This is a genomic window from Sorangium sp. So ce1153 (assembly GCF_051521595.1).
GTDB lineage: Bacteria > Myxococcota_A > Polyangia > Polyangiales > Polyangiaceae > Sorangium.
Genome location: NZ_CP150361.1, coordinates 362,688 through 389,027, shown reverse-complemented (window position 1 = coordinate 389,027; position 26,340 = coordinate 362,688). Strand labels below are relative to the sequence as shown.

The window sequence follows — 26,340 nt, the reverse complement described above, 5'->3', positions numbered from 1 at the left end:
GTATACCGGAACTCGGGCGTTGATACGATGAAAAAACGCACCGGCGGTGCCATCGTCGCCTCCGTCATCCACGCGGCGCGCGTGGTGGAAGGGAGAGACGATGCGGGTATTGCTGACAGGAGTGGGGACGCGCGGTGACGTGCAACCTGTAGTGGCCCTGGCCGTCGAGATGCGGCGTCGGGGGCACGACGTGAGGTTGTGCGTTCCGCCGAACTTCATCGACTGGGTGAGCGGTCTGGGCTTCACGGCGACCCCGATCGGGATCGCGATGCGTCAACCCGGCGGGGCCGCCGCTGCGCAGGCCTCCACACCGACGCCGGACCAGATCCGCGCGCTGGTCGCGCACCTCGTGAGAGACCAGTTCGACGCCACCGCGTCGGCCGCCGAGGGGTGCGACGTGATCGTGGCCGGCGGAGCACACCAGTACGCCGCGAGGTCCATCGCGGAGCGGCTGGGCATCCCGTCCGTGGTCGCCGTCTACGCGCCGGTGGCCCTGCCGTCGCCGGATCACGCGCCCGGCGGGGAGCCCGGGGGCGACCCGGAGTCCAACCTCCGGCGCTGGCAGGGCGAATCACAGAGCTGGAACGAGCGCCTCCTCGAGCGGCTCAACGACAATCGGGCGCGACTGGGCCTCGGTCCGCTCGGCGATGTCCTCCGCCACATCCTGAGCGAGGGTGCGTGGCTCGCGGCGGATCCGGTCCTCGGGCCGCCGCCGGCGACGCCCGGCCTGCAGGTCACGCAGACGGGCGCCTGGCTCCTTCCCGACCAGACGCCGCTCGTACCCGAGCTGGAAGCGTTCCTCGCCGCCGGCGAGCCGCCCGTCTACGTCGGCTTCGGCAGCATGCCCGCGGACCAGCAGACCGGCCGCACTGTCATCGAGGCCGTGCGGGCGGCGGGCCGTCGCGTCGTCCTGTCGCAGGGGTGGGCCGAGCTCGGCAGGGTCGACGACGCCGCCGACTGCATCGCGATCGGCGACGTCAACCATCAGGCGCTGTTCCCGAGGGTCGCCGCCGTGGTGCACCACGGCGGGGCGGGGACGACCACGACCGCGGCGCGCGCGGGCGTCCCGCAGGTGATCGTCCCCATGTTCTCCGATCAGCCCTACTGGGCCTCGCGCGTCCGGGCGCTCGGGATCGGGACGTCCGTGGCTCGTGGAGCGCTGAGCGCGGAGCCCCTCCTTGCCGCATTGAAGGGCGCCCTCGACCAAGGGGTCGTCGCTCGCGCGACAGCGATCGCCAGCGCCGTGGCGGTGGATGGCCCGGCCGTCGCCGCCGACCTCATCGAGCGGGCCGCCGCGTAAGCGCGGGGGCGCCCCGCGTAACCGCGGGGGCGCCGGGCGCGCGGCCGCGGTCAGCGCTCGTGACGCCTCTCCTCGCCGTGGTGCCGCCGGTGCTCCACGCGGTGCTTCTTCGTCGGCTTGGCAGGGGTCGCCGGCCGCGCCGCCGCCCCTGCCCTGACCGTCGCGCCCGCCTTCACCGTCGCCCCCGCCCGGACCGTGACCGCAGGCCGGGCCGGGGTCGCCGGCCGGGCCGCGGGCGCGCGGTGTACGCGCTCGCGGCGCACGTGGTCGTGGTGCACGTGACCGCGCTGCACGTGGTCGTGGTGCACGTGACCGCGCTGCACGTGGTGATGGGCGCGGTTCCGGTCGAAGTCGACGCGGTAGCTGACCAGCGCGCGCGGCTCGTCGCGGTAGTAGACCCAGCCGTGGCGCGACGGATAGTACCAGCGGCCGTCCACGTAGTAGACGTAGGTCCCGCGGTAGTACACGCGCGGGTAGGTCTCGACGTAGACCGGCGCCGCTGCGACGTGAACGACTGGCTCCTCGTACACTGCGACCTCCTGGTACGTCACGGTCGCAGGCGCGGCGGCCCTGGTATGGACTTCCGCCGCGCATCCGGTCGCGCCGAGGAGCGCGACAGCGACGAGCGCGGCCAGCACGGCGAGCCTGCTGCGCTGCGGGGCCTGCGCGGTGGCTCTGGGGGACGGGTGATCGAGGACCGGCACGTTCATCTCCATGGGGTTCACAGGAGCAACTGTGGTGCCACCCGGCGGCCCGGGGGCCGGCGCCTGCGCCTGGCAGCGCGCCTGCTCCTGGTATAGCGCTTGCTGACCCTTCGCGCATCGGCGCGACGGCGCCGGGCCTGAAGAGCGGCCTCACCATCGACCCGTGACGTGACCCCGGGGAGCGTCAGGCGATGGCCGCGATGGCCATCGCCTTCCGCCCGATCATCGCGTCAGAAGACGTAGACGCTCTTGGGAACGAACGGCAGCGGGCTCAGGCCGCTCTCCCCGGAGACCGGGTACGGGTAGCCGATGCAGTTCTCGTTCTGGAAGATCGCGGCGCCGACGCCGTTGGTGTTGTATGCGGAGTGTGCCCTTCCCTCCCAGCCGTGCTCCGGAAGGTTGACGCACGTGCCCACCTGCGGGTTCAGCGCCCGGACGTTGAAGATTTCCCCGCCGTAGCCCTCCTCCTCGAAGAGGCAGAGCACGTTGTCGAACGGGCAGGGAATGGGGTCTTCCTGCGCCGAGGCCACCTGCGGAAGCAGCAGGCCTGCCCCCGCGAGGAGGCCGACGCCCACCAGGGCACCCACGCCCAGGGAGCGGGACGGAGTGAAACGACGGAGGTTCTGAATGTGCTGGAGCAAGTGCATGGGGTTTCCTCCTCCTGCCCACCCATGGGCAGGTACTGCGGAGGCACCTAGCACCGGAGGCCATTCACGCATCCCGGCCTTCGGCTGTTATTAACATGATTTAACATGAGGACCCATGCGGGCTCGCATGTCCCTGGAATCTTTCATCCATCCCGGATGGCGGCTTCACCGACATGGAAGTTCTTGTGGCGCCTGCCTCGAGCTCGTTGCATGGGCGTCACGCGAGGCACACGTCCTCGGGCGAGGTCGGCACGCCCGGCGCGATTCTCGAGGGGACCTGACCCGGCGCCGCACCGAGCGCGCCGCGCTGTTCGGTGGCCCGCGGCCGCTCTCGCGCCAGCCGAGGCGAGCGCCTGTCAGCGCGCTGTCCGAGTGAAACAAACGACATGACCAACCCCTCCATGCATCACGGTCCCCGCGTTGTTCGAGTAGTGCCAGTTCTCGAACGGTCCATCGCGCACGAAGAGCTCGCGTTCATCTACGAATTTGATTCGAAGGTTGCTGTTCCTGTCGTAACGCGCGAACTCGATCCGCACGCCGATCAAGGACGACAGGACGTCTCGCACCCACTCGGCGTGCGGCGGAACAAACTCATCTTCCTCGCCCGCAGCAGAGAGGGAGAAGGGGCCATCGAGCAAGAGGGAGCTCTCTGCACTGTCGTCAAACTTGAGGTCGAAGCGGTAATCCCGTTCGACGTCGCGGAGCGCGTGTCCGGCCAGGGGGAGCGTGTAACACATCCTCGGCATCACCCCAGCGCCGCGGCGAGGGCCGCGAACTCCTCCTGGCACTCGCCGCAGATCGCCAGGTGCTCCTCGACCAGGCGCAGCGCTTCGGGCGTGGGCAACCCCGCCAGATGCACCTCGGCATAGGCAGCCACCCGTTCGAGACATGTGTCGCAGCCGATCTCCTGCTCACGCGTGACGAGCGTGGCCTGCACGAGCATCCTCAGATCTGACGGCTTCAAGAGCATGAGACCTTCCCTCGACGGATCATCCAAAAGCCCAGCGCACGGCCTCTGCCGAGTAGCCTGCCTGCTCGAGCGCTCGCTGCAGGCTACGGCGTGCGTCGTGGCACAGTTTGTAAATAGCATTGCGATTACTCCCGAGCTGGACCGCGATCTCTTCCTGCGGCATCCCCCGCAGCTCGGCCAGCACGACCTGACGCTGCCGCTCGGTGAGCGTCTCTGCCACGCAGCGCTGCAACAGCGTCAAGATCTCACGCCTCGCGATCGCCTGCTCCGGTGTCGCGGCGCTGCCTTCGAAGGGCTCTGACATGCCGGACGCGCCCGGAGCTTCGATCGGGGGCCCGGTGGTGAGCGCGTCGAGCGGCACGTCGCGCCAGTGCCGGCGCCGCAAGGCGCTGAACGAGACCCGCAAGGCGATCGCGATGGCCCAGGTCGAAAAGCGGCTCTCCTCTCGAAATGAATCGAGCTTGGCCAGGATGCGCAGCATGCTCTCCTGCGCAAGGTCCTCGATGAGAGCGCTGGCCTCCGGCCGCCGCGCGAGCCCCCGGTGCAGCGCCCGCACGATGAGCTCGCGCAGCTCGCGCTGGGCCAGCGCCCCCCGCGGCCCTGGATCCCGCAGATCGAGCAGCCACGCGGCGTCAGTTCTTTCGACAGCAGTCATGCGCTCTCCGGGGTGAGGTTAGCCGATCGCGACCTGGCCTTTCGCCTTTTCGCCTGGCGTGGCTCGCGCGCCACGCCGGTCCGGTTGGCTCGCCGCCGGCACTCAGGATGCAGCTCGCGCCGGCCGAGACGCGGCGAAGGCTTCGGCAGCGCTGAGCAGGGCTGCGCCGAGCAAGAACACATCCTTGAGCACGAAGGCGCCGAGCTCGTTCGGCACGCGCAGCGCAAATCCCGGCACGTCCACCCAGATGCCCGGCGTGGTGAACAGAAAGCTCAACGTCATGACAAATGTCGGCACCGCCGCCAGACTGCCGATCGCGCAGGCGCTGGCCGACCATGGCCGCAGCGCGATCAACGACGCGATGAGGAGCTCAGTCACGCCTATCACGCTGGAGACCGCTTGCACACCCATGAACGCATAGGTCCAGCCGAGCAGCGGGCTCGGCGCGATCAACGGTTCGATGGCGCGGGCCTCGGCCTCCGTGAACTTGAAGGCACCGTAAAACACCAGGATCAGGATGAGCCCGTACCGCAGCGTCACCAGGGCCGCACGGCCGAGCCAGGCGTCGATCGCCGCTCGTCGGACGGAAGCGAGAGCACCGAGAGCTCGCGGCAACGGCGCAGCGGCCGTGGAATGTATACCGTTCATGCTGGCCTCCTCGACAGGTTGAGAGCGGCACCCACGCCGCGTCCATCAGACGCCGCCAGGCCCTCGGCTCTTACCCCCGAAGTGAAGCAGCCGGATTCTTGGTGCCGGATCTGCCCGGTCGCGGCCGTCCGCTCGACCTCGCGACGCCCTTCGGCCGTGCCCGGCCAGCGCCCGGTGACGCTGCGCCCCCCAGCCGACCCGCGCAGGAGCGCACGGCGCGCGCAACAAACGAGCAGATTTCTTCCAATACGTTGGCGAGAAGTCCAGCGTGCAGGAGGCGCTGCTGCACCTTGCTCTCCGGGCGCCCCCCCCGCCGGCGAGGCGAGCGCGGTGCACCACGGACCATGAAAGGTAGCGGCAGATGATCCGCGTGACCGGAGCGACAGGGGACGTCGGCGGCTCGCGAGGGAGGAGACAGCATGGCATCGAGAGCGAAAAGGATCCTGGTCATCGGCAAGAGGGCCGATATCCTCCAGCGGAGCGTGGCAGCGCTGAACGAGCAGGGACACTCGGCTGTCGGCACGCTGAGCGCGTCGCCTGACGCGGAGTTCCACGCCGGCGAGTTCGACCTCATCACCCTTGGCGGCGGCGTGGACGCCGTCACCCGGGCGCGCCTGCACGCGCGCTTCAAGGAGCAGAACAAGGACGTGATGGTGCTGGACGTGTACGCCCCGATCGCCGGCCAGCAGATCGCCCGGGCGCTCAGGCGATCTTCGGTCGAGAGAGAGCTCGGGAGCGCCTTCTCGGTGACGGAGGGCGATGACGCGGCCGTCGCGCGCGCGACGATCGAGCGCCCCTGCGCGCTGCGCCTCGACATCTACAGCTACCCCGGCTCGGCCCTGGAGCCGGAGGTCGCGCGCGTCGTCGACACCTCCGTCACCCCGGGAACGCACGAGTTCAGGTTCGAGAAGGAGCTCGCGCGCGCGGGGTTCATGGCGGTGCTCACCTTGAACGGCGAGGAGCACCACCTGCACCACCTGCAGCAGCCCCCGGGCTGAGCCGCGCGGGGCACGCGTCCTCTCAGGGGTAGCGGGGACCGCTCCGGGCGTCGCGCCGTCCCCCCTCGGCGTCCCGCCTGCCCCCCGAACTCGCCCATTATCGCCTATGCTGCCGGAGTCATGGCGATCGGCGGCGTCAACCACGTGACCCTCGCGGTTCGAGACCTCGACCGCGCCGTGCATTTCTACGTCCAGGTGCTCGGCGGAAAGCAGCGAGCGCGGTGGGCCAGGGGCGCGTATCTGGAGCTGGGGACGCTCTGGATCTGCCTGGAGCTGGACGCGCGCGCCGCTCGGCAGGTCGACGACTCGCACCTCGCGTTCTCGGTCGATGCACAGGGCTTCGCCTCCCTGCAAGAGGCCATTCGCCTGAGCGGAGCCCGGGTCTGGAAGGAGAACCGCTCCGAGGGCGCGTCGCTCTACTTCGAGGACCCGGACGGACACAAGCTCGAGATCCACGTCGGCGACCTCCGGACGCGCCTCGCGTCCTGCCGCGAGAAGCCCTACGAAGGGATGGAGATCTTCGACGACGGAGAGGGCGAGAGGCCGGCGCGGTGAAGGTGCGCCCGGCGCCCTCTCAGAACCCTCCGCCTCACAAGGAGCTCTCCATGACACGGACACACGTCCTCATGGATCACGACGGCGGCATCGATGACTACCCCAGGTGGATCTCGAGCGGTTCTACGGATATCTGCTGTCTCAGTGGTCGAGGTGAGGAGGCGGGGCGCTGCCCGGCGTGGCATGGCCCCCTCGTCCTGTCGACCACCCCTGGAAAACTCTGCCTCCTCTGTGCCCCGGCGAAGCGCCCTTTCACAGCCTGGGCCCGAGGTGCCGCACGCAGGCCAGGTTTCGCGCGCAGCGAGCGCGTGAATGCCAGTTAGTTAAAGCATCTTACTATTGCGATCCTGTCCGGCGCCGCGCGCGATTGCCGTCGAGGTTCAAAAAGCGCAGCGATGGTAGATAAATTGGATGAACGAGTGCGTCGTTGGAGCACAAAAGTGTTCGCGATCGATCCGTGACGTGTGCCGGACTGGACAGGTTCTGATATGTTTCTCAGCTCGGCGCTGTCGAGTCGCGGCGTCGTGAACCCGTGTCGGTGCCGGCCCATGTGGTCGGCGCTCGCACCAGCTCGTGCCTTTCTTCGGGCGCGGCGTGGAGGAGACGGTGAACCCCGAGCAACACACGCATCGCTGGCCCTTCGGGCGCCCCGGCTCACAGCTCAGGTACGCTGCGCCGCTCTTGCTCGCGCTCGCCGCGGCTTGCAACGGCCAGATCGGCGGGCCCGGCCAATCCACGGAGCCCGGCGTGGGCCCCGGGAGCAGCGGCGGGGACGGGGCTGAGAGCGGGCAGCCCCCGGAGGACGTGCTGGACTCCGCCTTCTGCCAGACGCCGCAGCCCGGCTCGGCGCCGCTCCGCCGTCTCAGCAACTACGAATATACCAACACGCTGAAAGATCTCTTCTCCGGCGTCGCGGGCGTGGCCTCCACCATCGACACGGCGGTCGCCACGTTCCCGAACGAGCCCGAGTCGCTCGGCTTCCACAACAACGCGAGCTTCTTGACCGTCGGCCCGCTCGTCGCGCAGAAGTACCTCGACGCCGCCGAGCAGATCGCCGCCGTCGCGGCCCGCGCTCCGGGCCTGGTCTCCTGCGATCCGGCGGCGCTCGGTGAGCTCGAGTGCGCGCGCGACTTCATCCGCACCTTCGGCGCCAGGGCGTACCGGCGACCGCTCACCGAAGCCGAGGTAGCGAGCTACGAGGAGCGCTTCACCGCAGGCTCGGACGGGTACACCTTCGAGGACGGCATCGAGTGGGTCGTCTTCAGCATGCTGCAGTCGCCGAACGTGCTCTACCGCGTCGAGCTCGGCCAGGAGAGCGCGGGGGACGTCACCGAGCCCACGCCGTACGAGATGGCCTCGCGGCTCTCGTACCTGCTCTGGCAGTCGCAGCCGGACGAGGAGCTCACCCGCGCCGCGGCCGCGGACGAGCTCGGCACGCCGGAGCAGATCGAGGCCCAGGTGCGGCGCATGCTGGCCGATCCCAGGGCCGATCGCCTGTTCGAGTACTTCGACCAGTGGCTCGACACCGACCTCTTGAGCAACATGACCCGCGATCCGGCCGTGTATCAAGACGTGGTGTCCGGCCTGCCCGGCCTGCTGCAGGAGGAGACGCACACGTTCGTGAAGAGCTTGTTCGCGAGCCCGAGCGGCTCGTTCGGCGAGCTCCTCACCGCCGACTACAGCTTCGTGAACGGCGCGCTCGCGCGGCACTACGGCGTGGCCGGGGTGAGCGGCGACGACTTCGTCAGGGTCGACATGCCAGGCCGCTCGGGCGTGCTGACCCAGGGCATGCTGCTCACGCGCGACAAGGCGACGCGCACCTCGATCGTCCGGCGCGGCCTCAAGGTGCGCACCGATCTCCTGTGCGGGCTCGTGCCCGCTCCCCCCAACAACGTGCAGCTCGATCTCGAGGGCCTGGGAGACGGGCTCTCGCAGCGCGAGCGCCTCGAGCGCCACCGCACCGAGGCGAGCTGCGCCGGGTGCCACCAGCTGATGGATCCCATCGGCGTCGTGTTCGAGTCGTTCGACGCCGTGGGCCGCTCCCGCACCGAGGACGAGGACGGCAGGCCGGTCGACACCTCCAGCAGCATCTCGCACACGCGCGACATCGACGGCCCCGTGGCGAACGCCGCCGAGCTGGGCCAGCGCCTCGCCGAGAGCGAGGAGGCGCGCGCCTGCTACGTGCTGCAAAACTTCCGCTTCTTCTACGGCCGAGACAGGACCGACGCCGATCGCTGCTCGATGGCGGCGCTCTCGGTCGCTTTCAAGGAGAGCGGCTACAGCCTGTCCGAGCTCGTCGTCGCGCTCACGCAGACAGACGCCTTCCGCTACCGCCCCGTGATCACCCCGGAGAAACCATGAAACCGCTGAGCCGCCGTACTTTCCTGCGTGGCGCGTCCGGAGTTGCGCTCGCGCTCCCGTTCCTCGATGCCATGCGGACGAGCCGCGCGCGAGCCCAGACGCCGCCCTCCCCGCGCCGGATCATGTTCGTCTTCCAGGCGAACGGCGACGAGACGGCGAAGCGCTTCAGCGCCAGCGGTGAGACGAGCTTTCAGCTCGGCGAGTTCCTCGCCCCGCTCGAGCCCTACCGCGAGGATCTCGTCTTCCTCAACAACCTGCACAAGCGCTTCTACGACCTGCCGGAGGACGCGCGGGCCGACAACCACCAGCAGGGCGGCAGCTCGCTCGCGCCGTGGAAGTCAGGCACCGGGTCGTTCCCGATCGGCGGCGCCGAGAACACCATCGGTTACGTGGAGGGGCCGAGCGCCGACCACGCGATCGGCGGTCGCGTGCTGGAAGCCGACGAGAGCGTCGCGCACCGGCACCTCGTGTTCCGGGTCGGGGACAAGTGGAACGACATCTGGAACACGCACGCCCACGCGGGGCCAGCGGGCCAGCAGAACCCGATCCCGCCGGAGACCGACCCGTACGCGGCCTACGCCCGCATCTTCGCCTTCACGCCCGACGACGCGGCCGCGCAGCGAGAGGTGCTGAGGCGCCTGGCGAAGAGGCAGTCGGCGCTCGATCTGGTGCGCGAGGAGGGCAGCTCCCTCCTCACCCGGCTCGGCGCCGAGGACCGCGCCAAGGTCCAGCAGCACCTCGAGTCGATCCGGGACGTCGAGCGCGCGCTCCAGACCGGCAACGGCTCGGCCGCGTGCGTGCAGACCCCGCTCGGCGAGCGGCTCGACCCCTACGACGACGACAACCACGTGATCATGGGCGAGCTGTTCTTCAAGATCAGCGCCCTGGCGTTCGCCTGCGATCTGACGCGCGTGGTGAACTTCAACTGGAGCGGCAACACCAGCGGCCGCGTCTACTCGAGCCTGGGCCTCAGCGAGGGGCACCACGATATCTCGCACAACAGCGACGATGCCGCGTTCGCGGACATCCGCAAGATCAACAAGCACCTCTGGCAGCAGAACACCAAGCTCTACGAGATCTTGAAGAACACGAGCGACGGCGACGGCACGCTCTGGGATCACACGCTCGTCGTGCACTGGAACGAGCTCGGGCAGGGCGACACCCACAGCATCGAGGACGCCCTGGTCGTGTTCGCGGGCAAGGCGCACGACTACTTCCGGCGCGGGAGGCTGGTCGACTTCGATCACAGGCGCTCCTTCGCCGACATGCTCGTGAGCTGCTTCCACTACATGGGCTTCGACGACATGACGAGCTTCGGCGAGGACGTCCTGAACACCGGGGGCGCCCTGCCGCTCACCTGAGCAAGGGGGTTCACGCCGCCGGAATTCCTCGTACTCTCCACCGCTCACACCATGCAGCACCGTGCGGGGCGCGAGCGAGAGGCCAGGAGCGTCGCGGGGGACCCCGCCCGGAGAGCGAGCGACAGGAGCTGATCGTCGGTGGAACACAGGACTGTCTTGATCTCGGGCGCCAGCATCGCCGGTCCCGCCCTCGCCTTCTGGCTGGCGCGCCACGGATTCCGCCCCGTCGTCGTGGAGCGTGCCGGCGCGCTCCGGCTCGGCGGGCAGAACATCGACGTCCAGGGCGCGGCGCGGGAGGTCGTGCGCCGCATGGGGATCGAAGACGAGATCCGGGCCGCCGCGACGGGGGAGCGGGGGCTCCGCTTCGTCGACGAGCACGACGTGACCAGGGCCGAGCTCCCCGCGGGGAGCTCGGACAACGGCTCGTTCACGAAGGAGCTCGAGATCCTCCGCGGTGACCTCGCCAGGATCCTCTACGACCACACCCGGGGCGCGACGGAGTATATTTTTGGTGACCAGATCACGGGCCTCCGGGACCACGGCGACCGGGTGACGGTCTCCTTCGAGCACGGCGCCGACCGCGATTTCGACCTCGTGGTCGCCGCCGACGGCATCCGCTCACGAACCCGTGCGCTCATCGTCGGCGATGAGCCCAGGATTCGCCCGCTCGACCTCTATGCCAGCTACTTCACGATCCCCCGCGGCCCCTCCGACAGCGCCTGGGCTCGCTGGTACAACGCCCCCGGCAGCCGGTCGATACTCCTGCGCCCAGACAACGTGGGTACCACCCGGGCGTCGCTGTGGTTCCTGTCGCCCACGCGCGGCCACGAGCGGTTGAGCTCCGCCGAGCAGAAGGCGCTCCTCGTGAGGGTCTATGCCGGCGCCGGCTGGGAGACGCCGCGGGTGCTCGCGGCGCTGGCCGACGCCGAGGACGTCTATTTCGACGCGGTGAGCCAGGTCATGGCGCCGCGCTGGTCACACGGCCGCGCCGCGCTCGTGGGGGACGCTGCGTACTGTCCGTCGCCGGTCAGCGGAATGGGCGCGAGCCTGTCTCTCGTCGGCGCTTACGTGCTCGCGGGAGAGCTGTCACGGCACGCCGACCATCGAGACGCCTTCGCCGCCTATGAGAAGCTCCTGCGCCCCTATGTCGACCGGGCCCAGAAGCTCCCGCCAGGCGTCCCCTGGGTCGCGCACCCGAAGTCGAGGCTCGGCATTTCGATCCTCCACGGGGTGCTCCGGCTCGCGTTCAGCCCCCTGGTGCGGCCCCGCGAGGGCTGGGGCGGCTCCTCGGCGGCCGACAAGATCGAGCTCCCCGATTACGCTGACGGAGGCTGAGAGCAGCGGTCCCGCCCGACGAAGCCCAGCACGACGACGGCCATGAGCGTGCAATAGGCCGCCAGCGGCCATGCCGTATCCCCGGGCAACAGGACGACGAGCGTCGTCCCGACGATCCCCACGACGAGGCTCTCGATGCAGTAGTAGAGCGCGGTCGCGGTGCCGGCGACGTGGCCGAAGCGCTGGAGCGCGCCGTTCGCCGTCACCGAGCTCGCGAACACGATGCCGATCGCGATGATCCACATGGGCGGGATGAACGTCCAGAACGACGGAGCGGCCATCACCTGCCCCGCGACCAGCAGCGCAGCTCCCAGGAGCAGCATCCCCATCCCGCGGACGAGGCTCCCGGCCCTTCCCCATCGCGCCACGAACCGCTTCGCGAACCGGGTCGTCGCGATCATGACGAGGGCGACCGTGCCAAAGAGGAGGCTGAAGGCGAGCTGCGAGAAGCCTGCCCGATCGATCAAGACGCGCGACGCCGTCGAGAAGAAGACGAAGAACGCGCCCATCGCCGCGCTGAAGCCGAGCGTGTAGGTCCAGAACGAGCCGTCGGCGAGGATCCGACCGAACGCCGCGCGCGGCGCCGACGCGTTCACGGGCCGGGTCTCGTGCCACCTCGGGGCCGCGTTCAGCAGAGCCGCGGTGGCGGCGACGCCGAGCGCGATGAAGATCGCGCGCCAGCCGAGGTGATCCGCGAGCAGCGCGCCGAGCAGGGGCCCCAGCGCGGGCACGAACGCCAGCATCGAGCCGAACAGGCTGTAGATCAGCGCCCCCTCGGCGCGCTCCGCATAGACGTCCCGCACCGTCGCGAAGGTCGCGACGAGCGCCGCGGCCGCGCCCAGCGCCTGGATGACGCGAAGAACGACGAACACCGCGGCGGAGCCGGCGCCCGCGAGCAGATACGACGCGGCGGCGAACAAGGCCGCACCGCCGAGCAGGACCGGCCGCCGACCGACCCTGTCCGAGATGGGCCCGAACACGAGCTGTCCCGCGCCGAGGACGACCATGTAGAGGCTCAACGTCAGCTGAACGACCGCCGGCGACGTGCCGAGGATGCCTGGCATGAGCGGCACCACCGGCAGGTAGACATCCATGGCCAGCGAGGCCAGGAGGTCGAAGGGGGCCATCAGCAGCAGCGCTGCAGAAAGCGAGAAACTCCAGGTTGTTGAAATGGTTCGAGGCACGACGATACACCCGCGCAAATGGTGGACATTCGGCGGCGATCTGCCTCCAGGACGGCACTCGTCGAGCGATCGAGAGCAGATAGCCGCAGCAACGAATTCAGGAGTTGCTGCGGCTCACTTGTCTGACGCGGCGGTATCCATCCTTACACCCGGGGCGTGCCCTCGTTGCAGGCGGTGAGAGGATAACGGTGATCGAGCAGCTCGTCGAGGACCACGAAGCCTCGACGCCCGGCCGCTCCCCGGTGATCCAGGCTGCGCGGGGGCGGCGCAGCCGTCGGCGAGACCGCCTTCACCGTCTCACGGGCAGGCGGCCACGCAGTCGGCGAACGCGGTGCACCCCTCGCTCGCGGTGCATCCCTCGTCGACCACCGCGACGCAGGGGTCTTCGTCCGGGAGCTCCGCCATGCAGTCCACGCACGCCTCGTTCCCCTGGGCAGCCAGGAGGTCGCCGGTTCCATCGTCGCCGCAGACGTCGGTCTCGGGATCCTCCGTGTCGCAGGAGCTGAGACACGTGGCGCCCTCCGCACAGCCGCAAGCATCGACGGTCAGCTGGAGGAACTCCAGGGCCCCCTGCTGATTGTCGTCGAAGCACTGCGTCTGGCAGTCGACGCCGCCGCCCTCGCCGCCGCTGCCGCCCTCGCCGCCGCTGCCGCCCTCGCCGCCGCTGCCGCCCGTGCCCGCCGTCGTGCCGGTCGAGCTCGACACCGTGACGGTGCTGGAGCTGGACGCGCCGCCCCCACCGCCCGCCCCGCCCTCACCCCCCGTGCTGTCGTCATCCGAACAGGCCGCCGCCGCGCACACGGTGACCAGAATCGCTGCAAAGCTGAGGATCTTCATCGAGATTGCTCCTGACATGAACGGTTACGCTGCTCCGACTCGAACGAGACGGCGAACGCCGCCGCTCCCGCGGAGCGTCTTCATCACGCTCTGGCACCACCCCGTGGCGCCGGGCGTCTACCTACACCAGAACTTTGCAGGATGGTATCTGCCGCGTGCGCACCTGCACCTCTTGTCGGTGGCGTCGGCCACATGGCCACCAGCACACCGCAGTGAGCGCCCACACAACACGCCAGCAGGGTCCGCCGGCAAGGTCTTTGTACAGGAGAACTGGTCCTAGCACGTCGCAAACCTGTGCCATTCCGATTCGCCGCGTGGAGAACTTGCTCTCCATGGCGGTCTCAAGGGTCGGACGTTCCGGCGGTGATGCCGGCGGCTGAGCTCGCGATGGGCTCTTGCAGATGGTGCCGCCTGCCTGGTCGCCGCTGCGGGTGCCGGTCGCGACAGCCGTGCTCGGTCGCATGGATCCCGCCGTGATGGGCCCCGCCCAGCCTGCGCTCGCCGGGAATGACGGACTCGACTCGATGAGCGAAGGAGAGCTCGGTCTCGCCCGCGCGGAGGTCCGTCGCGATTGACGGCCCCGTGGGGTAGTCTCCTGCCAGATCACAGCGATCGCGAAGAGTGTACCGCATGCCGAAGCTCCACGAGATCCGAGCGGACCACGACGCGGAGACCATCGTCATTTACCAGGCCTATGCGCCGGCGATCGCCGAGCCCGCGCTCGCTGCCCAGCGCTTTGTCGCCCCGTTTTCGTTCGGTCGCATGACCTGGATCAAGCCGTCGTTCCTCTGGCTCATGCACCGCAGCAACTGGGGGCGAAAGGCCGGGCAGGAGCGGATCCTCGCCGTCCGCATCCGGCGAACAGGCTGGGAGAGGGCGCTCTCCCTCGCCGTCCTCACCTCGCCGGAGGCGGCGGTGTTTCGCTCGCCGCACGAGTGGAGCAAAGCGTTCGCCGAAGCCAAGGTGCACATTCAATGGGACACGGAGCGCAACCTCCGGGGCGGCCCGCTGCCTTACTACAGCATCCAGGTCGGCATCGGCCGCGATCTCATCCGCGAGTACGCGGAGAGCTGGGTCGTGGCCATCGAGGATCGAACTCCCCTGGTCCGGAAGATGTACCAGCAGGTGCAGGCCGGCCACGCGGACAGCGCGGCGAAGTTGCTGCCGCGCGAGAGGCCCTACGCCGTTGACGAACCAGTCGCCAGGCGGCTGCTCATCGACCCTTGAGGGGATACGCCGCCCAGCAGGGCAATGCAGCCGACGCGGGCGCGGCCTCGCCTCGCGCCGCCTGACCGTCGCCTGACCCCTACCTTCCAGCGCGGCGCGGCCTCCGCGCCTCGGAGCTCACGGGGCGCCGGATAAGCGCGCGCGCAGCGGCCTGTCACCGATTCGGCTTGACACAGGGCGGATCGATCTGTCATGAAAATGAAAATGACTTTCAACATCGAGACCGCCCCCTCGTTTGCTCGACGCGAGCTCGCGGGTGTCGCCGCGTGCGCCTATGCGTCCGACGCGCTTCCGGACCTCGGTTTCCACGACGACGAAGCGCGCCACCTCGCCCGCGTGCTCGACCTCGGGCGCGCGGGCTTCACGGAGCAGGAGCTCCGCCCGCTCGCGGCCCGCACGCGGCTCGTGGACGACGTCGTGCGCGACTTCTTCCGCCGTCACCCGGACGGGCTGGCCATCGGGCTCTTCTCCGGGCCGTGCACTCGCTTCTCGCGCGTCGACAATGGCCTGCTCCACTGGATCGACATCGACGTCCCCCGCGTGATCGCATGGAAGCTCCGGCGCGCCCCGCGGACGCCGCGGTACGCGCTGGCCGCCGCGTCCCCCGGCTGCGACCACTGGATCGATCAGCTCTCCGGGGCGCAGGGCTTGCCCACGTTGATCCTCGGCCTCGGCCTCTTCTCCCAGCTCGGCCCCGAGCGCATCTCCGCCTTCTTGACGGAGGCCTCGCTGCGCCTCGCGACAGACGTGGAGCTCCTGCTCGACGCGACGCCGTCTCTCCACCTCCGCGCCGCCACGGCGAGGGGCGCGCGGCACGTGGAGCTCCACCGGAGCGGCGGCGGCGTCGAGTCGTTCCCGTGGCTACGCGTCCTCGACGAGACCGACTACCCCGAGCCGCTCGGCGCCCGTGTGCGGGCCACGAACGCGCTCGCGCGTTTGCTTCGCAGATCGCAGCTCCCGATCCTCCGCCACCTCCGGCGCGTGTGAGCCCTCGAGAACAGGACCAGGAAAGAAGACAAAGGACATCGATGAACCTTCACGAAACCGTCGACGCACCGGCGCCGGAGGGCGCCGCGCTCCAGGATCGCGCCGCGCGCACGCGCCGGGAGGCCTGGACATGAGCCGTTACACCGGACCTCGCGTCAAGGTCATGCGCGCGCTCGGGGTCGAGCTCCCCGGGCTGTCGGCGAAGAAGACCGAGCGCCGGCCCTACCCCCCCGGGCAGCACGGCCAGGCCCGCAAGAAGCTCAGCGAGTACGCCCTGCGGCTCCGCGAGAAGCAGAAGGTCCGGCTCAATTACGGCCTCACCGACACGCAGCTTCGGACGCTCATGCTCGAGGCGCGCCGGAGCAAGCTGGCCGCCGGGACGAAGCTCATCGAGCTGCTCGAGCGCCGGCTCGACAACGTCATCTTCCGAGCGGGCTTCGCGCGCACCATCCCGGGCGCGCGGCAGCTGGTGACGCACGGGCACGTGCTCATCGACGGAAAGCGCGTCGACATCCCCTCTTACCGCGTCAGCGCCGGAGAGACGGTGAGCGTGCGCGAGCAGCGCCGTGACCACCAGACCGTCGTCGCCGGCCTCGCCAGAGCGGACCTGGAAGCCCCGGCGTGGCTCGCCGTCGACAAGGACGCCCGGCAGGTGCGCGTGGCCAGCCTTCCGGACGAGACGAGCATCCCGTTCCCGATCGAGGTTCAGCTCATCATCGAGTACTACTCGCAGCGGCTGTGACGGATCACGCGTGGACTTTCCCGGCAGCCCCTGATAGGCATCTTCCGTGACCGCGCCCCTCGCGGCGTGAGGTGCATCGTACCCATCGGCTCGATGGTTGCGGTCGCGAGCAGGGAAAAGCAAGGCGAGGCGCGCGCAGGCGCAGAGGAGTCGAGGCAATGCAGCTCTCCGGGAACACGGTCCTGATCACGGGAGGATCTTCGGGCATCGGGCTGGCGCTGACGGAGCGCTTCCTCGCGGCCGGCAACCAGGTGATCATCACTGGCCGGCGCGAGGGCCTCCTCGAGGACGTCCGGCGTCGCTTCCCGGCCGTCATCACCCACGTGAGCGACAGCGGCAGCGCGGCGGACCGCGCCCAGCTCGTGGCCGAGCTCACGCAGCGGTTCCCCGGCCTCAACGTCGTCATCAACAACGCCGGGATCCAGCGGAAGGTCGATCTCCTGCGCAGCGAGCCGTGGGACGACACGCGCCAGGAGATCGCCATCAACCTCGAAGGGCCGATCCACATGGCGTCCCTGCTCGTGCCCCACCTGCTCAAGCAGGCGCGGCCTGTGCTCATCAACGTCAGCTCGGGCCTCGCGTTCGTCCCGCTCACGGCGGTGCCCGTGTACTCGGCGACGAAGGCAGCGCTGCACTCGTTCACGCTGTCCCTGCGGCATCAGCTCCGCAAGACGCCGGTGACCGTCGTCGAGATCATCCCGCCGGCCGTCCGCTCGAACCTGGGCGGGGCGCACGACTTCGGCGTGCCGACGGACGAGTACGCCGACTCCGTCATGCAGCAGCTCGGCGAAGGCCGGCTCGAGGTCACCTACCAGTTCTCGGCGAAGGCCAGCCAGGCATCGCGGGCCGAAGCAAACGAGATGTTCAAGCAGCTCAACGGAGCGGACTGACGGTCGGGCGGCGCCTTACGCGGACAGCCGCTCACGAGTCCGTACGCTTGCTCGCGGCGACGGCTGACTCCGAAGACCCCTGGACCTGACCTCGGCGGCGGCGAGGCGGTTCATCTCCAGCGCACTCGTGGACGCGGGGAGCTCATCGAGCGCCGCCCCGGGCCCGGCACGAGAGCCGAGGTCAGGAGCGCTCGCTGACTTTCATACGCATTCTCACCTCCACGATGTGTGAATTTTGGCGCACGACTGTATCGGTCCGGAGCAGAGGACTGGGGGTGGCCGCGGCGCGATGGATTGAAGTTGACTCAGGGAATGTGAACGATCACATTGGACCCCAGGGAGCATTCTTCCACTTTGTCCCCGCGCGCTGGCTGCGGTGTGACTCATGCCACGTGGGGTCATCGACGCGGTCATCGCGCGGCGGCTGCTCGCGGGCGAAACTTGCAGGTCGGCCGTTCCGGCCATGGAGAACCTCGATGCGCATCACACGTCTGCTTGGCTTCAGCTCCGCCTCTGTCGCGTGCTGTCTGCTCGCCTGCAGCGCCGGGCTTTCTGACGGCGAAGACGGCGACTCCCTGGGCTCCGCGTTGAGCAGCCCGGACGGCGCGATATCGGCGGAGGTCGCGCTGGAATCCCAGTGGGGGAGCGGGTACTGCGCGAACGTCACGGTGAAGAACACGAGCACTGGCCGGACCACCTCCTGGGGGGTGGTCGTCGGGCTCAACGGCTCGACGCTGAACAGCGCTTGGAACGCGCGCGTCACCGCGTCGAGCGGGCAGCTGAACGCCGTTCCTGAGGCCTACAACGGAACGCTGGACCCGGGCGCCTCGACGACGTGGGGGTTCTGCGCGAGCGGCGCCGGGAGGCCTGCGATCGTATCGGTCAGCGGCAGCGGAGGCTCGGGCGCCAGCGCGGGCGCCTCCTCGAGCAGCAGCTCGAGCTCGTCCGCGAGCTCCTCGGCGAGCAGCGGCGCCGGGTCGGGCGGCGCCGCTGGCACGGGCGGCGGCGGCGCTGGGTCGGGCAGCTCCACGAGCACCGGCGCTGGGGGCGGCGGCGGCGCTGGGGGCAGCACGGGCTCTGGCTGCGGTGTGCCCACGAGCTTCGAGTGGACATCGTCGCCCCCGCTGATCACACCGCCGAGCGGCGCCGCGTCGATCAAGGACCCGACCGTCCTCTTCCATGACGGCAAGTGGCACGTGTACGCGACGCAGTACGCCGGCGGCTACAACATGACGTATCTGAACTTCACCGACTGGAACCAGGCCGGGGCGGCCGCGAAGACGAGCTTGAGCACGAACCCCAACCTGACCGGCTACAAGTGTGCCCCGCAGCTCTTCTATTTCGCGCCGCAGCGGCTGTGGTACCTCGTCTATCAAACACAGCCCCCTGCCTACTCGACCAGCACGAATCCGAGCGACGTCAGGTCCTGGTCCGCACCCCGGCGATTCTTCTCGAGCGAGCCCGCGATCGTCACCGCGAACAAGGGCTCAGGCACGTGGATCGACTTCTGGGTGATCTGCGACGACGCGAGCTGCTACCTCTTCTTCTCGGACGACAACGGGCACCTCTATCGGAGCAAGACCAGCAAGTCGAGCTTCCCGAACGGCTTCGGTACGCCGGTCATCGCCCTGAGCGACAGCAGGTTCGCGTTGTTCGAGGCCGCCAACGTCTACAAGATGAAGGGCACCGACAAGTACCTGCTGATCCACGAGGCCATCGGTGATGGCCGGTACTTCCGTTCCTGGACGGCGGACAGGCTCGACGGCGCCTGGACGCCGCTCGCGGCCACGCAGGCCAACCCCTTTGCGTCGAAGAGCAACGTCACGGGCGCCGGCTGGTCGAACGACGGGATCAGCCACGGCGAGATGCTCCGCGACAACCCGGACGAGACCATGACGATCGACACCTGCAACATGCGATACCTCTTCCAGGGCCGGACCCGGGCCGGGAGCACCTACGACTTGAACGAGTACAGCCTCGGGGTGCTCACGGCGGTGCCCTGAGCGAGCCCTGCTCGTACACGAAGGAGCCGGCGTCGGCCCCCCGACGGCCGTGTTCAACTGCGCCTTCGCCGGCGGCGAGTCGTACCTCTCCAACGTGAACTCCTGGCAATCATCTCCACGGCGTACCGCTGCCCGGGGGGGCAGCTCCGTGAGGCGGCGCGCCACCCTGGACCAGACCTCGGCGGCGACGACATCGCCCCGAGGAGAATACGTCCGGCTCATGGTACAAGTGCGCGAGGTAGCGCAGCCGAGGGACGGGGGAGCAGGGAGAGCCGGGCGATGGTTCGCGGTAGCCGGAACAGCGAAATCGAGTTGCCGGAGCAATGGGGCGGCAAGGCGAGCGGCTCGTTACAAGATGATGGCGCGGACGGACAACAGGCCACGGAAGAAAATGCCGGCGGATCGACGCGCGATGCGAGCCGCCTCGCGACCCCATCCCTCCGCGGAGCAGGCGCCCATGGAACGCCCCGTGCATATACCGTGGGCGTCATCACCCCCTATCTTGACGGCTCGTTCTGGAACCCGGTCCTGAAGGGTATCCACGATACAGCGCAGCAGCACGGTTGTCGGACGCTCGTGATGCGCGGCACCCCCGCGTCGCTCCAGGCCCCCTCGCTCGCCAGAGAACAGGTGGATGGGTGGATCCTCGTGATCGCGGTGCAAGGCATCGAGCAGCTCGCTCGCGCGCGGGTCCCGCTCGTCGTCGTCGGCACCGACGCCCACGAGGGCGGCTGCCCGTCGGTCATCCCCGACAACCGCAGCGGCATCCGGCGCGCGGTGCGCCATCTGATCGAGCACGGGCACCGGCGCATCGCGTTCGTCGGCTGCTTCCATGAGTCCGATCTGCGCGAGCGCTTCGAAGGCTACAGAGACACGCTCGCCGAGGCCGGGATACCGCTCGATCCCGAGCTGGTCATCCGGACCGACGACAGCTGGTATACCGGAGGCGAGAAGGCCGCTCCGCAGCTCCTCGCGCAGCGACATGCGTGCACGGCGGCGGTCTTCGGGACGGACAAGAACGCGCTCGCGATGATGCCCTTGTTGAGGGCGGCGGGCGTCCGGATCCCCGAGGACATGGCGATCGTCGGGTTCGACGATGTGCCGGAGGCGCAAGGAGCCGACCCGCCGCTCACCACCGTACGCCAGCGGTTCGAGATGATGGGGAGCGCCGCGTGCGATCTCATCCTCTCGATGCTCGCCGGCGAGACCGCCCTGCCCGAGCTCGTGCTCACGCAGAACACCCTGATCCAGCGTACCTCGTGCGGGTGCGACGTGATCCAGAGCATCCTCGACCAGGACGCGGCGCCCGGGAAGGACGCCGGCGGCGACCTGGACCGGCGGATGGTCGAGCTGCTGCTCGCGCCCCAGCCCCTCGCGCCCAGCGCATCGCCAGCCGCTGTATGGCCAGGGGTCTCCGTGGTGCTCGAAGGGTACTCGGCGGCGATCGAGGGCGCCTCGCCCCCTCCGGCGAAGGAGCTCGAGCGCGCTTACCAGCAGGCCGTCGGCATCGCGCCCGACATGGGCACGTTGATGGCGATCGTCCGCCTGCTCCGCCGGTCCCACGAGCGGCTGGGTGGAGACGCGGCGTCCGCGCAGCGGGTCGAGGCGTTCCTGGACAGCGCGCGCCTCTCGCTCGCTCGGGCCCGGCTCAACGTCGAGGCGGACTCGGTGGCGCAGCTCGGGTATCTCGTGAGGTCCAATTACGAGGTGGGCCTCGCGCTGCTCAGCGGCTCTCAGCAGGAGTCCCTCTCGCTCTCATGGCTCGCGAAGACCTCCGCGATCTGGGGCTGCCTGGCGCTCCGGGAGGACGCGACGACGCTCGTCGTCGCCGGCGCGTACAGCCGCGATGGCAGCGCGACGCCCCAGGTCGGCAGCCGCCATCGGCAGGAGGCGTTTCCGCCTGCGGAGCTGCTGCCGCCCTCGGCCGAGAGCGGCGCGCACATGATGCTCCTCCTGCCGATCCGCACCGCCCAGCGCGACTGGGGGGTGCTGGCGCTCATCGGGCCGACCCTCCGCGAGCTGACCCGCGACGAGGGCACGGTCGGGGTCTGGGCGTCGCTGCTCGCCGCGGCGCTCGAGCGCAACGAGCTGGTCCAGTCGCTCTCGGCGAAGCACGCGGAGCTGCAGGACGCCTACGCCATCGAGCGCACGCTCTCCGATACGGTGCGCGAGCTCGGCTGTCCGCTCATCCCGCTCCTCGCCGGCGTGCTCCTCGTGCCGCTGATCGGCGCGATCGACAGCGGCCGCGCCCTGCAGGTGCTCACGGCCGTGACCGAGGGGGTGGGCCGGCACGCGGCGCGCTTCGTTCTGCTCGACATCACCGGCGTGCCGGCCGTGGACGCCCAGGTCGCCCACGCGCTGGGCCAGACGAGCCGCGCTGTCGCGCTGCTGGGCGCGCGCGTCATCCTCGTCGGCGTGCGCCCCGAGATCGCCATGAGCCTCGTGGGCGTGGAGCTCGGCGCGCTGTCCACGTACTCGTCGCTGGCGGGAGCCCTTCACGAGCTGACGACAGGAGGCCTCCGCCGGGCAGGCGCGAAGCGCGGCTCGGCGCGCACCGCCTGATCGCCGGCGTTCATCCACGAACATCGTTCCTGTCATGAGGCGACACCGCGGCTCGGATGACGCCCGCGGCCTGGGTCTGCGCTGCGGCGAGCCGCGCCGCGATTCACCCGTGTGTCATCCGCGAACCGGCTTGCTCTTTCTTCTCCCGCCGGGCTCCTGAACCGGCTGCGCGGCGCCCGCGCCCTTGCCCGCCCGCGCCGCCCGGGCCGCAGGCTCGACCGTGGCCAGCGCTCCGCACGCGAGGTCGGGCAGGGTCGCCTTCATCCACGCGGGGTCCACGGCGCCGGGCGCGGACAGGTACAGACGGCAGGCCTGGTGCGCCGGGCCGAGCAGCACCACGTCGAGCACCACCTCGGACGAGCGCACCCCGGAGAAGACGCCGAGCTCCGTCAGGTGCGCCGTCGCCTCCGCCTTGAGCCGCGCCTTTTCGTCCCGGAGCGCGGCGCGGTGGCGCCCGTCCAGCTCCAGCGCGAGGGCCTGGTACATGAAGCGCGCCTCGGCCTCGTGCTCGAACACCCAGGTCAGGTGCGCCTCCACCAGCGCCCGCACCGCCGTGCGCGCCGTCCTGGCGGCGAGCACGCGCGCGGTCACGTACCCGACCAGCCGCTCGAAGGTCCGCCCGAGCAGCGCCGCCACCAGCGCCGGGAAATCCTCGAACAGGTGGTACACGCTCGAAGGGCTCGCCCCCGCCTCCTTGCGGACGTCCTCGATGCCCGTGCGCAAGAGGCCCCGCTGCTCGAAGCAGCGGAGCGCCGCGTCCAGCAGCGCCTCCCGGCGGGCCACGCCGCTCTGTCGAGCCACGGCCATGGCCCCTCCCCTACCCCAGCGGCGCGCCGCTGACCAGCGGGTCAAAATGGAAGATTCTTCCAATTTATTGTTGGAAGGTCCTTCCACTCCGGCTACCTTCCACTCGAAAGCGAGGTGTCGCATGAAGCTGGGACTGGAGAAGAGGGCCGCGCTGGTGACCGGCGGCTCGCAGGGGATCGGCAGGGAGGTGGCGTTGCAGCTCGCGGCCGAGGGGGCCCGCGTGGCGCTCACCTACCGGAGCGAGCGTGAGAAGGCCGCGGAGGTCGTCCGGGAGATCGAGCGGCAGGGCGGCGAGGCGCTCGCGCTGGAGCTCGACCTCGGATCGCTCGAGTCGATCAAGGCGGCTGTGGCGGCCACCCAGGCGCGCTTCGGGCAGCTCGATGTCCTCGTCAACAACGCGGTCCGCTGGAGCGAGCGCCTGCCCTGGGAAGCGCCGCGCTTCGAGGACATCCCGCTCGCCGAGTGGCGGGGCACCCTCCACGACAACATCGACGGCGCCTTCGCCGCGATCCAGGCCGCGGTGCCCTCGATGCGCGACCGCGGCTGGGGCCGGATCGTCAACGTCTCCTCGGGCGTGGCGCTCGACGGCGTGGTGGGCACCGGGCCCTACGCCGCCGCCAAGTCGGCCCTCCACGGGCTCACGGCGGTGCTCGCGCGCGAGCTCGGGCCGCACGGGATCTTGACCAACGTGGTGGTCCCGGGCTTGACCGTGACCGACAAGATGAGCGCGGTGATATCGCCGGAGGTGATGGCGCAGCGCGGGAAGGCGTATCCCGTGGGGCGGCTACTGCGGGCCGAGGAGGTGGCGCCGACCATCGTGTTCCTGTGCTCGGCGGCGAACACCGCGGTCACCGGGGAGATCATCCGCGCGAGCGGCGGCCGGCCGATGGGATGAGGGGACAGGCGCGCGGCGCTGAATCAGCGCATACCGGCTGCATGGCCGGGCGCGACGACGCACATGACAGCGACGCTCAGCGGCTTCGCGTCGGGCCGGCGCTCACTCGAGCGGGCCGTAGGAGAGCAGGCCCGTACGAGGGGTCTTCATGGCGAGCAGCGTCACGAGCCCGAAGTTGGTGACGAGCGCGTACTTCTTCGAGCCCAACGTCGCGAGCGCGACGCTCGCTGGCCCGTCGAGCGGCCCGTCCTTGACGAGCACGGTCGCGTTCCCCTCGGTCCCGACGCGGACGAGCGCGTTGCCCGCGTTGCCCGCGACGAGGATGCTCCCATCCGCGTCAGCGGTGATGCCGTCGGCGCCCTTCAGCGGCAGGCATGTCGCCGGGTCTGACGTGGAGAGCTCGACCGCGGCGCCCGGGGTCCCGTCCGCCTCGATGGGGATCTTGATGAGCGCGGCCTTGTCCGTGTTGGCGACGTAAAAGGCGTTGCCCGAGAGCGCGAGGCCGTTGGCGCCGAGCGGGACGCCGAGGACCGTCTTGCAGGGGTTCGTCGGGGAAACGTCGCCCTGGAGCAGGGGATCGGTGATCCAGTTGGTCACCGTCGCCCCATCCGGGCTGATCTTGAAGATCGCTCCCAGGGCGGAGTCCGTGACGAAGAGGTTGCCCTCCTTGTCGAAGACGAGCCCATTGGGGACGTTCATGGTGGCATCGCTGGCGAACAACGTGGTCACCGGACCCCCCGTGGCCGGGACCTTGTAGATGCCAGGCTTGTACGCGGCCGGGTCGAGCGTGGCGGCGCCCACGTAGAGATCGCCCGCGGCGGACTGCGTGATGCCGGTGACGAAGCCCTTGTTCGGGGGAGGGGCCGGCACGGTGGCGAAGTCATCCACAGTGTTGTCGGTGAGCTTGACGGTGACGATCTGGCCGGTCAGGGCATGGCCCACGAAGGCCGTCTTGCTGTCGGCGGTGACCCAGAGCCCCTCAGGGAGCTGGACCTGCTCTTCGCTGAACTCGGCGAGGAAGCTCAGCTCTGGCTCAGCGCTGGCGGTGCTGCTGGCGGTGCTGGTGGTGCTGCTGCCGTCGCTGCCCCCGCCGCCGATGTTCGTGGTGCCGTCGCTCCCGCAAGCGGCGAGGGAGGCGGTGAGCCCCAGCGCCATCAGGAGGATCGAGCGAGAGAGTGCCACAGTCGTTTTCATGAGATCTCCTTGTGTCAGACAGGGATGTTCTGCAGAGGCGGCTGTCGCGCCTCGGCGGATGGAGAGAGTTCATGTCCGCGCGAGCATGCCGCGAAGAGGAGAGCCCACGCACGGGCGGGCCCCGCGTCCGGCGGGCTTCTCCGGGCCGGTGACGCCGGTATCGGAGCCGCCGCGACCGGCGTCGCGAGCGCGCAACAGAGCGCGACAGAGCGCGACAGAGCGCGACAGAGCGCGCGGAGCGCGTCGGCGATGCCTCACCGACCGCTGCCGCAGCTGCTGTGGTTGCTCAGAACCCGGCCGTACGATATCCTTGCGCCGCGCCCACCGAGCCGGAGCTCGGAGCCGTCTTCGATGATGTAGGCATTGGCAGCTGCCTCGACCGGATCTTCATGCAGGCGTGGGCCAGCAGCTCGTGCCGCGAGCCATGAACGGGCTGAACATGGCGCGCCTCGCGTCCTTCGAGTAGAGGCCCCTGCCGATCACACTGTTCTGCCCAGAGGACAATGCTGACCACCTCCCTGGATGACCTCCTCTCGATGGCGATCTTCGCGCGCGTGGTGGAGCGCAAGTCCTTCACGGGCGCGGCGACCGTGCTCGGGCTCTCGAAGTCGGTCGTCAGCGCGCGGCTCGCCGCGCTCGAGGAGCGGCTCGGCGTACGGTTGCTCCACCGCTCGACGCGGCGCCTCACGCTCACCGAGGACGGGAGCAGGCTCTACGAGAGCTGCGAGCGTATCCTCACGGCCACCGAGGAGGCGGCGGCGGCGATGCACGGCGTGAGCCGGGTCCCCGAGGGGCTCTTGCGCGTTTCAGCGCCCGTCTCGTTCGGCATCGTGAAGATCGCGCCCTTGCTGGGAGAGTTCACGGAGCGCTGCCCGCAGGTGCGCCTCGATCTCTCGCTCTCCGACAGCCTCGTGGATGTGGTCAGCGGGGGCTTTGACGTCGTCGTGCGCTTTGCGCGGCAGCTCGACGAGGCGCGTGTCGCTCGCAAGATCGGGTCCTACCGCCGGATGGTCTATGCCTCGCCCGGCTACCTCGCGCGCCGCGGCACGCCCCAGGTGCCCGACGATCTCGCGAAGCACAACTGCATCCTTCTTTCAGGGCAGTCGGTCGAGTGGGCCTTCGAGTCCGGCTCGGAGACGCTCACGGTGCCGGTCAGCGGCAATCTGGTCGTGGATAACGTCGTCGTGCTCAGACAGGCCCTCGTCGACGGGCTCGGCCTCGCGATGCTGCCGCACTTCGTCGTCGCAGCAGATCTGGCGGCCGGCCGGCTCCAGCGTGTGCTCGAGGGCCACGTCGGTCAGGAGATCTCCATCTTCGCCGTCTTCCCCCACCACCGCCACCAGCCGGCCAAAGTGCGGGCATTCGTGGAGCTCCTCGTCGAGCGCCTCCGGAGCGAGCCGGGCGCGGCCGCCGCGCCGGGATCCGCGCGAAGGAGCGAGCCCCGTCCGGGCGGCGCGCGTCGTTCGCGATAGGAGAGC

General features: G+C 69.7%; 24 protein-coding genes. 14 read left to right on the top strand and 10 right to left on the bottom strand.

Annotation, left to right across the window (positions count from 1 at the left end; all coding sequences use genetic code 11):
* Positions 1 to 100 precede the first annotated feature (100 nt).
* Positions 101 to 1,300 (top strand): glycosyltransferase, encoded by a 1,200-nt coding sequence (locus tag WME85_RS01390; RefSeq protein WP_437834536.1) that lies wholly within the window; start codon positions 101 to 103, stop codon positions 1,298 to 1,300.
* A gap of 50 nt (positions 1,301 to 1,350) precedes the next feature.
* On the opposite strand, the gene WME85_RS01385 is transcribed toward WME85_RS01390, so the two are convergent.
* The 6 genes from WME85_RS01385 to WME85_RS01360 form a co-directional block, all read right to left on the bottom strand.
* Positions 1,351 to 2,016 (bottom strand): hypothetical protein, encoded by a 666-nt coding sequence (locus WME85_RS01385; protein ID WP_437834533.1) that lies wholly within the window; start codon positions 2,014 to 2,016, stop codon positions 1,351 to 1,353.
* 218 nt (positions 2,017 to 2,234) lie between these two features.
* Complete coding sequence (locus WME85_RS01380; RefSeq protein WP_437834530.1) at positions 2,235 to 2,651, bottom strand: peptidase inhibitor family I36 protein; 417 nt, start codon at positions 2,649 to 2,651, stop codon at positions 2,235 to 2,237.
* A 356-nt stretch (positions 2,652 to 3,007) separates the two neighbouring features.
* Positions 3,008 to 3,388, bottom strand: coding sequence for a DUF6188 family protein (locus WME85_RS01375; protein WP_437834527.1), 381 nt, complete (start codon positions 3,386 to 3,388; stop codon positions 3,008 to 3,010).
* Between the two features lie 8 nt (positions 3,389 to 3,396).
* Complete coding sequence (locus WME85_RS01370) at positions 3,397 to 3,621, bottom strand: hypothetical protein (protein ID WP_437834524.1); 225 nt, start codon at positions 3,619 to 3,621, stop codon at positions 3,397 to 3,399.
* A 19-nt stretch (positions 3,622 to 3,640) separates the two neighbouring features.
* Positions 3,641 to 4,276 carry an RNA polymerase sigma factor gene (locus WME85_RS01365; RefSeq protein ID WP_437834521.1) on the bottom strand — a complete coding sequence of 212 codons (636 nt, stop codon included), beginning with the start codon at positions 4,274 to 4,276 and terminating at the stop codon, positions 3,641 to 3,643.
* Positions 4,277 to 4,378: 102 nt separating this feature from the next.
* Entirely contained in the window at positions 4,379 to 4,924 is a 546-nt protein-coding gene (locus WME85_RS01360; RefSeq protein ID WP_437834518.1) for a DUF417 family protein, read from the bottom strand.
* 419 nt (positions 4,925 to 5,343) lie between these two features.
* Here WME85_RS01360 and WME85_RS01355 point away from each other — a divergent pair, with 419 nt between their 5' ends.
* From WME85_RS01355 to WME85_RS01335, 5 genes are all read left to right on the top strand, one after another.
* Positions 5,344 to 5,922 carry a hypothetical protein gene (locus WME85_RS01355; RefSeq protein WP_437834515.1) on the top strand — a complete coding sequence of 193 codons (579 nt, stop codon included), beginning with the start codon at positions 5,344 to 5,346 and terminating at the stop codon, positions 5,920 to 5,922.
* Between the two features lie 120 nt (positions 5,923 to 6,042).
* On the top strand, positions 6,043 to 6,477 hold the full coding sequence (locus WME85_RS01350) for a fosfomycin resistance glutathione transferase (protein WP_437834512.1): 435 nt from the start codon (positions 6,043 to 6,045) through the stop codon (positions 6,475 to 6,477).
* A 573-nt stretch (positions 6,478 to 7,050) separates the two neighbouring features.
* The gene (locus tag WME85_RS01345; protein WP_437834509.1) at positions 7,051 to 8,838 is read left to right on the top strand and encodes a DUF1592 domain-containing protein; all 1,788 of its coding nucleotides are present in this window, start codon (positions 7,051 to 7,053) and stop codon (positions 8,836 to 8,838) included.
* Positions 8,835 to 10,199, top strand: a complete 1,365-nt coding sequence (locus WME85_RS01340) for a DUF1552 domain-containing protein (RefSeq protein WP_437834506.1) — start codon at positions 8,835 to 8,837, stop codon at positions 10,197 to 10,199. The genes WME85_RS01345 and WME85_RS01340 overlap by 4 nt, the downstream gene beginning before the upstream one ends.
* 138 nt (positions 10,200 to 10,337) lie before the next feature.
* Positions 10,338 to 11,534, top strand: a complete 1,197-nt coding sequence (locus WME85_RS01335) for an FAD-dependent monooxygenase (RefSeq protein ID WP_437834504.1) — start codon at positions 10,338 to 10,340, stop codon at positions 11,532 to 11,534.
* On the opposite strand, the gene cml is transcribed toward WME85_RS01335, so the two are convergent.
* Both cml and WME85_RS01325 read right to left on the bottom strand, forming a co-directional pair.
* A complete protein-coding gene (cml, locus tag WME85_RS01330) occupies positions 11,516 to 12,718 on the bottom strand; it encodes a CmlA/FloR family chloramphenicol efflux MFS transporter (RefSeq protein WP_437834501.1) in 1,203 nt (400 codons plus the stop codon). The genes WME85_RS01335 and cml overlap by 19 nt on opposite strands.
* Positions 12,719 to 13,015: 297 nt before the next feature.
* Complete coding sequence (locus WME85_RS01325) at positions 13,016 to 13,555, bottom strand: hypothetical protein (RefSeq protein ID WP_437834498.1); 540 nt, start codon at positions 13,553 to 13,555, stop codon at positions 13,016 to 13,018.
* 630 nt (positions 13,556 to 14,185) lie between these two features.
* Between WME85_RS01325 and WME85_RS01320 the strand changes: the two genes are divergently transcribed.
* The 6 genes from WME85_RS01320 to WME85_RS01295 all read left to right on the top strand — a co-directional run bounded on the left by WME85_RS01320 (position 14,186) and on the right by WME85_RS01295 (position 21,966).
* Positions 14,186 to 14,782: a DUF4291 domain-containing protein gene (locus WME85_RS01320; RefSeq protein ID WP_437834495.1), complete on the top strand. Its 597-nt coding sequence runs from the start codon at positions 14,186 to 14,188 to the stop codon at positions 14,780 to 14,782.
* A 204-nt stretch (positions 14,783 to 14,986) separates the two neighbouring features.
* On the top strand, positions 14,987 to 15,769 hold the full coding sequence (locus WME85_RS01315) for a class I SAM-dependent methyltransferase (protein ID WP_437834492.1): 783 nt from the start codon (positions 14,987 to 14,989) through the stop codon (positions 15,767 to 15,769).
* A 130-nt stretch (positions 15,770 to 15,899) separates the two neighbouring features.
* The gene (gene rpsD, locus WME85_RS01310; protein ID WP_437307187.1) at positions 15,900 to 16,511 is read left to right on the top strand and encodes a 30S ribosomal protein S4; all 612 of its coding nucleotides are present in this window, start codon (positions 15,900 to 15,902) and stop codon (positions 16,509 to 16,511) included.
* Positions 16,512 to 16,669: 158 nt separating this feature from the next.
* Positions 16,670 to 17,401, top strand: coding sequence for an SDR family oxidoreductase (locus WME85_RS01305; RefSeq protein ID WP_437834490.1), 732 nt, complete (start codon positions 16,670 to 16,672; stop codon positions 17,399 to 17,401).
* 476 nt (positions 17,402 to 17,877) lie between these two features.
* A complete protein-coding gene (locus tag WME85_RS01300) occupies positions 17,878 to 19,404 on the top strand; it encodes a non-reducing end alpha-L-arabinofuranosidase family hydrolase (protein WP_437834487.1) in 1,527 nt (508 codons plus the stop codon).
* Between the two features lie 279 nt (positions 19,405 to 19,683).
* Positions 19,684 to 21,966: a substrate-binding domain-containing protein gene (locus WME85_RS01295; protein ID WP_437834484.1), complete on the top strand. Its 2,283-nt coding sequence runs from the start codon at positions 19,684 to 19,686 to the stop codon at positions 21,964 to 21,966.
* 114 nt (positions 21,967 to 22,080) lie between these two features.
* On the opposite strand, the gene WME85_RS01290 is transcribed toward WME85_RS01295, so the two are convergent.
* On the bottom strand, positions 22,081 to 22,773 hold the full coding sequence (locus tag WME85_RS01290; RefSeq protein ID WP_437834481.1) for a TetR/AcrR family transcriptional regulator: 693 nt from the start codon (positions 22,771 to 22,773) through the stop codon (positions 22,081 to 22,083).
* 121 nt (positions 22,774 to 22,894) lie between these two features.
* On the opposite strand from WME85_RS01290, the gene WME85_RS01285 reads away from it, so the two are divergent.
* On the top strand, positions 22,895 to 23,668 hold the full coding sequence (locus WME85_RS01285) for an SDR family NAD(P)-dependent oxidoreductase (protein WP_437834479.1): 774 nt from the start codon (positions 22,895 to 22,897) through the stop codon (positions 23,666 to 23,668).
* A 102-nt stretch (positions 23,669 to 23,770) separates the two neighbouring features.
* On the opposite strand, the gene WME85_RS01280 is transcribed toward WME85_RS01285, so the two are convergent.
* Positions 23,771 to 24,862 (bottom strand): SMP-30/gluconolactonase/LRE family protein, encoded by a 1,092-nt coding sequence (locus WME85_RS01280; protein ID WP_437834476.1) that lies wholly within the window; start codon positions 24,860 to 24,862, stop codon positions 23,771 to 23,773.
* Between the two features lie 503 nt (positions 24,863 to 25,365).
* Here WME85_RS01280 and WME85_RS01275 point away from each other — a divergent pair.
* The gene (locus WME85_RS01275; RefSeq protein WP_437834473.1) at positions 25,366 to 26,334 is read left to right on the top strand and encodes a LysR family transcriptional regulator; all 969 of its coding nucleotides are present in this window, start codon (positions 25,366 to 25,368) and stop codon (positions 26,332 to 26,334) included.
* Positions 26,335 to 26,340: the final 6 nt, after the last annotated feature.